The sequence below is a fragment of the Curtobacterium sp. B8 genome, from assembly GCF_000333315.1.
In the GTDB taxonomy this organism is placed as follows: Bacteria; Actinomycetota; Actinomycetes; order Actinomycetales; family Microbacteriaceae; genus Curtobacterium; species Curtobacterium luteum.
On record NZ_BACW01000581.1, the window covers coordinates 1 to 4843 of the forward strand.

Annotated in this window: 4 protein-coding genes and 1 pseudogene; all 5 read left to right on the forward strand. The window is 70.2% G+C overall.

The window, feature by feature from the left end; all coding sequences use genetic code 11:
- Positions 1-235, forward strand: a pseudogene (locus tag I59_RS15705) (BMP family ABC transporter substrate-binding protein); the annotation flags it as partial.
- Positions 236-355: 120 nt separating this feature from the next.
- Positions 356-1876 (forward strand): ABC transporter ATP-binding protein, encoded by a 1521-nt coding sequence (locus I59_RS15710; RefSeq protein WP_022904682.1) that lies wholly within the window; start codon positions 356-358, stop codon positions 1874-1876.
- Positions 1877-1992: 116 nt separating this feature from the next.
- Positions 1993-3240 (forward strand): ABC transporter permease, encoded by a 1248-nt coding sequence (locus tag I59_RS15715; RefSeq protein ID WP_083882173.1) that lies wholly within the window; start codon positions 1993-1995, stop codon positions 3238-3240.
- On the forward strand, positions 3237-4529 hold the full coding sequence (locus I59_RS15720; protein WP_022904684.1) for an ABC transporter permease: 1293 nt from the start codon (positions 3237-3239) through the stop codon (positions 4527-4529). Before I59_RS15715 ends, I59_RS15720 begins: the two co-directional genes overlap by 4 nt.
- Before the next feature lie 19 nt (positions 4530-4548).
- Positions 4549-4843: cytidine deaminase (locus tag I59_RS21605; protein WP_022904685.1), on the forward strand; the 295-nt coding region annotated here is incomplete at its 3' end.

The window sequence follows — 4843 nt, forward strand, 5'->3', positions numbered from 1 at the left end:
GTCCGTCGAGAAGGGCATGCGCCCGGCCACGAAGACGGTCGTCGAGGAAGCCGCCAAGGGCGACTTCTCGAACACGCCGTACGTCGGCACGCTGAAGAACGAGGGCGTCGGCATCGCCCCGTTCCACGACTACGCCTCCAAGGTCGACAGCGGCCTCGAGGGCGAGCTCGACACGATCAAGTCCGGCATCATCGACGGCTCGATCACGGTCAAGACCGACGCGACCGTCAAGTAACACCGCGGATGCGGGCGGGGGATCCTTCCTCCGCCCGCATTCTCGTGCCCACGACCGAGGCCCGACCGACGGCTGACCCTCGGTCGCGGGCGCTCGACAGAGAGAAACTGCGCACCCGACATGAAGCTCGAACTCCGCGGCATCACCAAGCGGTTCGGATCACTGGTCGCCAACGACCACATCTCGCTCACCGTCGAGCCGGGAGAGGTCCACTGCCTCCTCGGTGAGAACGGTGCCGGCAAGTCCACCCTCATGAACGTCCTGTACGGCCTCTACCAGGCCGACGAGGGCGAGATCCTCCTGGACGACGTCGTCCAGGACTTCGACGGACCCGGTGACGCCATGCGCGCCGGCATCGGCATGGTGCACCAGCACTTCATGCTCGTCCCCGTCTTCACCGTCGCCGAGAACGTCATGCTCGGGCAGGAGCAGACCACCCTCGGCGGTCGGCTCGACCTCGCCGGCGCCCGGGCACGGGTCAGGGAGATCTCCGACCGCTTCGGGTTCGACGTCGACCCCGACGCGAAGGTCGAGGACCTCCCCGTCGGCGTGCAGCAGCGGGTCGAGATCATCAAGGCGCTCTCCCGCGACGCGAAGGTCCTCGTGTTCGACGAGCCGACGGCCGTGCTCACGCCGCAGGAGACCGACGAGCTCATGGCGATCATGCGCCAGCTCCGCGAGGCCGGCACGGCGATCGTGTTCATCACGCACAAGCTGCGCGAGGTCCGCGAGGTCGCGGACCGCATCACGGTCATCCGGCTCGGGAAGGTCGTCGGCGAGGCATCGCCCACCGCGACGAACAACGAGCTCGCGGCGCTCATGGTCGGTCGCGCGGTGTCGCTCGTCGTCGACAAGACGCCGGCGTCCGGCGGCGAGGACGCCCTCGTGGTCGACCACCTCACCGTCACCGACGCCTCCGGGGTCGTCCTCGTCGACGACGTCTCGTTCAGCGTCCGCCGCGGCGAGATCCTCGCGATCGCCGGCGTGCAGGGCAACGGCCAGACCGAGCTGACCGAGGCGCTCCTCGGCCTCGAGCCGGTCCACGCCGGGCGCATCACGCTCGACGGCGCCGAGGTCACCGGCCGGAGCGTCAAGCAGATCCTCGACGCGGGCGTGGGCTTCGTGCCCGAGGACCGCAAGGAGGACGGACTCGTCGGCGAGTTCACCATCGCCGAGAACCTCATGCTCGACCGTGCCGACCACGCCGAGTTCGTCCGCGCCGGCACCATCCGCAGTGCCGAGCGTGACGCGTTCGCCGACGAGAAGATCGCCGAGTTCGACATCCGCACGCCGTCCCGCACCACCGCGGCGGGCCGGCTCTCCGGCGGCAACCAGCAGAAGATCGTGCTCGCCCGCGAGCTGAGCCGCGACCTCCGCCTGTTCGTCGCCGCCCAGCCCACCCGCGGCATCGACGTCGGCTCGATCGAGTTCGTGCACAAGCGCATCGTCGCCACCCGCGACACCGGCGTCCCGGTCATCGTCGTCTCCACGGAGCTCGACGAGGTCGTGGCCCTGGCCGACCGGATCGCGGTGATGTACCGCGGCGCGATCGTCGGCATCGTCCCCGCAGACACCCCCCGAGACGTCCTCGGCCTCATGATGGCAGGCGAACTGCCCGAAGGAACGGAGCTGGCGGCGTGACCGCGCAGGACCCCCACAACACCGCGCAGGACCCCCACGACACCGCGCAGGACCCCCACGACACCGCGCCGGTCACTGACGACCGTCTGCAGGAGGAGGCGGCGACCCCGCACCTCATGACGGACTCGGCGACCGACTCCGAGCGTCGAGCCGGCGGCGGCGACCGCTGGAGCACCGCGCTGCAGAGCATCGTCAACGGCTCCGTGCTCGTCACCGTCCTCGCCGTCGTGCTCGCGCTCGTCGCGTGCGGCATCCTCATCGCCGTCACCGACGAGAACGTCCGCACGGCGGCCGGGTACTTCTTCGCCCGCCCGACCGACACGTTCCAGGCCATCGGCTCGTCCGTCGGCGGTGCGTACGCGTCGCTCTTCCAGGGCTCGGTCGTCAACTTCGGTGCGAGCTCGTTCGCGCAGGCGATCGTCCCGATCACCCGCTCGCTCGACTACGCCGTGCCGCTCGTCGCCGCCGGTCTCGGCATCGCGGTGTCGTTCCGCGCCGGGCTGTTCAACATCGGCGGCCAGGGACAGATCCTGATGGGCGCCGCCGCGGCCGGTTGGGTCGGCTTCTCGTTCGACCTGCCCGCGGTCGTGCACATCCCGCTGACGATCATCGCCGGCATCGTCGGCGGTGCGGTCTGGGGCGGGATCGTCGGGCTCCTCAAGGCCCGCACCGGCGCGAACGAGGTCGTCCTCACGATCATGCTCAACTACGTCGGGCTCTACCTCGTCAGCTACATGCTCCGCACCCCGGGGCTGCTGCAGGCCAAGGGCAGCCCGAACCCGATCTCGCCCGCGATGAAGGACAGCTCGGTGCTCCCGCAGCTGTTCGGCCCGCGGTACGGCGTGGACCTCGGGTTCGTGGTCGCCGTCATCGCGGTGGTCGTCGTGTGGTGGCTGCTCAACAAGTCCTCGCTCGGCTTCCGCTTCCGCACGATCGGTGAGAACCCCCGTGCCGCCCGCGTCGCCGGCATGAGCGTCCCGTCGCTGACCATCTGGGTCATGCTCATCTCGGGTGCGCTCGTCGGCATCGCCGGGGCCTACCAGGTGCAGGGTGCGGTCACGAGCGGCTTCACCTCCAACATCGACGCCGGCATCGGCTTCGACGCCATCACGGTCGCGCTCCTCGGGCGCTCGAAGCCGTGGGGCGTGTTCTGGGCCGCGATCCTGTTCGGCGTCCTGAAGAACGGCGGCTACGCCATGCAGGCCGCGAACGGCATCCCGATCGACATCGTCGGCGTCATCCAGGCGCTCATCGTCCTCTTCATCGCGGCACCGCCGCTCGTCCGCGCGATCTTCCGGATCCCGCAGCCGGGCGCCCGCCGCCGAACCCGCACCAAGCAGAGCAAGAAGGCGGTCGCCGCGTGAGCACCATGACCCCCACCGCGGTCCCCGCACTGCCCGCCCAGGGCCGCGACCTCGAGACCACCCGGAGCTGGAAGACCACGATCGGGTACGGCGTCTTCACCGTCATCGCGCTGCTGCTCTTCGGGCTCGCCCACCGTCCCGGGACGGCGACGTTCCGTCTGTCGTCCAAGGGCGACTTCTTCGCGCTGCCGAACCTGCCGCTGCCGTCGACCGCCACGGGCGTCGTCGTCATCGTGCTGCTGGCGCTCGCGACGGTCTACGCGGTCGTCGAGACCCGTGCCGGCCGACGGGTCCGGCTCTGGGTGACCGCGCTCTTCGCGATCGTGTTCGTCGTGGGCTTCCTCGCCTGGGCGGTCGCCGGTGACTCGATCACGATCCCCGGCATGCTCGTCGGTGCGCTCGGGCTGAGCGTCCCGCTCGTGTTCGGTGCGCTCGGCGGGGTCATCTCGGAGCGGGTCGGTGTCGTCAACATCGCCATCGAGGGCCAGTTCCTCGCCGGTGCGTTCACCTCGGCGCTCGTGGCGTCGGTCACGGGCACGCCGTGGGCCGGCCTCGTCGGTGCGGTCGTGGCCGGTGTGCTCGTGTCGTTCATCCTCGCGGCGTTCAGCATCAAGTACCTGGTCGACCAGGTCATCGTGGGTGTCGTCATCAACGCGTTCATCTCCGGCCTCACCGGGTTCCTGTACTCGCAGGTGCTCTCCCCGAACGAGGCGACGCTGAACTCGGGCCTCCGCTTCCCGAAGTTCGAGATCCCGCTGCTGCACCAGATCCCGGTCATCGGCCCGATCTTCTTCGAGCAGACCGTCGTCGTGTACCTGGCGTACGTCGCCGTCGCGGTCGTCACGTTCTGCCTGTTCAAGACGCGCTGGGGCCTCCGCCTCCGCTCGGTCGGCGAGCACCCGCAGGCCGCGGACACGGTCGGCATCAACGTCAACCGGACCCGGTTCTGGAACGTCTCCCTCGCCGGCGCGATCGCCGGCCTCGGCGGCGCGTACTTCACCCTCGACGCGGTCGGCGGCTTCACGAAGGACATGACCGCCGGCGCGGGCTACATCGCCCTGGCCGCCGTCATCTTCGGCCGGTGGGACCCGATCCGCGCGACGCTCGCGGCACTGTTGTTCGGCTTCGCCTCGAACCTGCAGAACGCGCTGAGCGTCGTCCAGGGGTCGCCGGTGCCGAGCGAGTTCCTGCTCATGCTGCCCTACGTCGTCACGATCCTCGCGGTCGCCGGCCTGGTCGGGCAGGTGCGCGGTCCCGCCGCGGCCGGCAAGCCCTACATCAAGAGCTGACGGCCTGGAGGCACGGCACATGACCCACACGAACGCATCCGGTGACCAGGGGGTCACCGCGGCCGACGGGGCGGACGCCGCCCCGGGCCTCCAGTCCGAAACCGCGTCCGTCGACGTCGACTGGAGCGCCCTGCGGGACGCGGCCACGGCCGCCATGCGGCACGCGTACGCGCCGTACTCGTCGTTCCCGGTGGGCGCCGCGGCGCTCACCGACGACGGCCGCGTCGTCTCCGGCTGCAACGTCGAGAACGCGTCCTACGGCGTGACGCTCTGCGCGGAGTGCTCGCTCGTCTCGCAGCTGCACATGACCGGCG

Excerpts from the sequence above, each read along its gene's own strand:
- I59_RS15710 (WP_022904682.1), top strand. The coding sequence starts at position 356 with ATGAAGCTCGAACTCCGCGGCATCACCAAGCGGTTCGGATCACTGGTC.
- I59_RS15715 (WP_083882173.1), top strand. The coding sequence starts at position 1,993 with ATGACGGACTCGGCGACCGACTCCGAGCGTCGAGCCGGCGGCGGCGAC.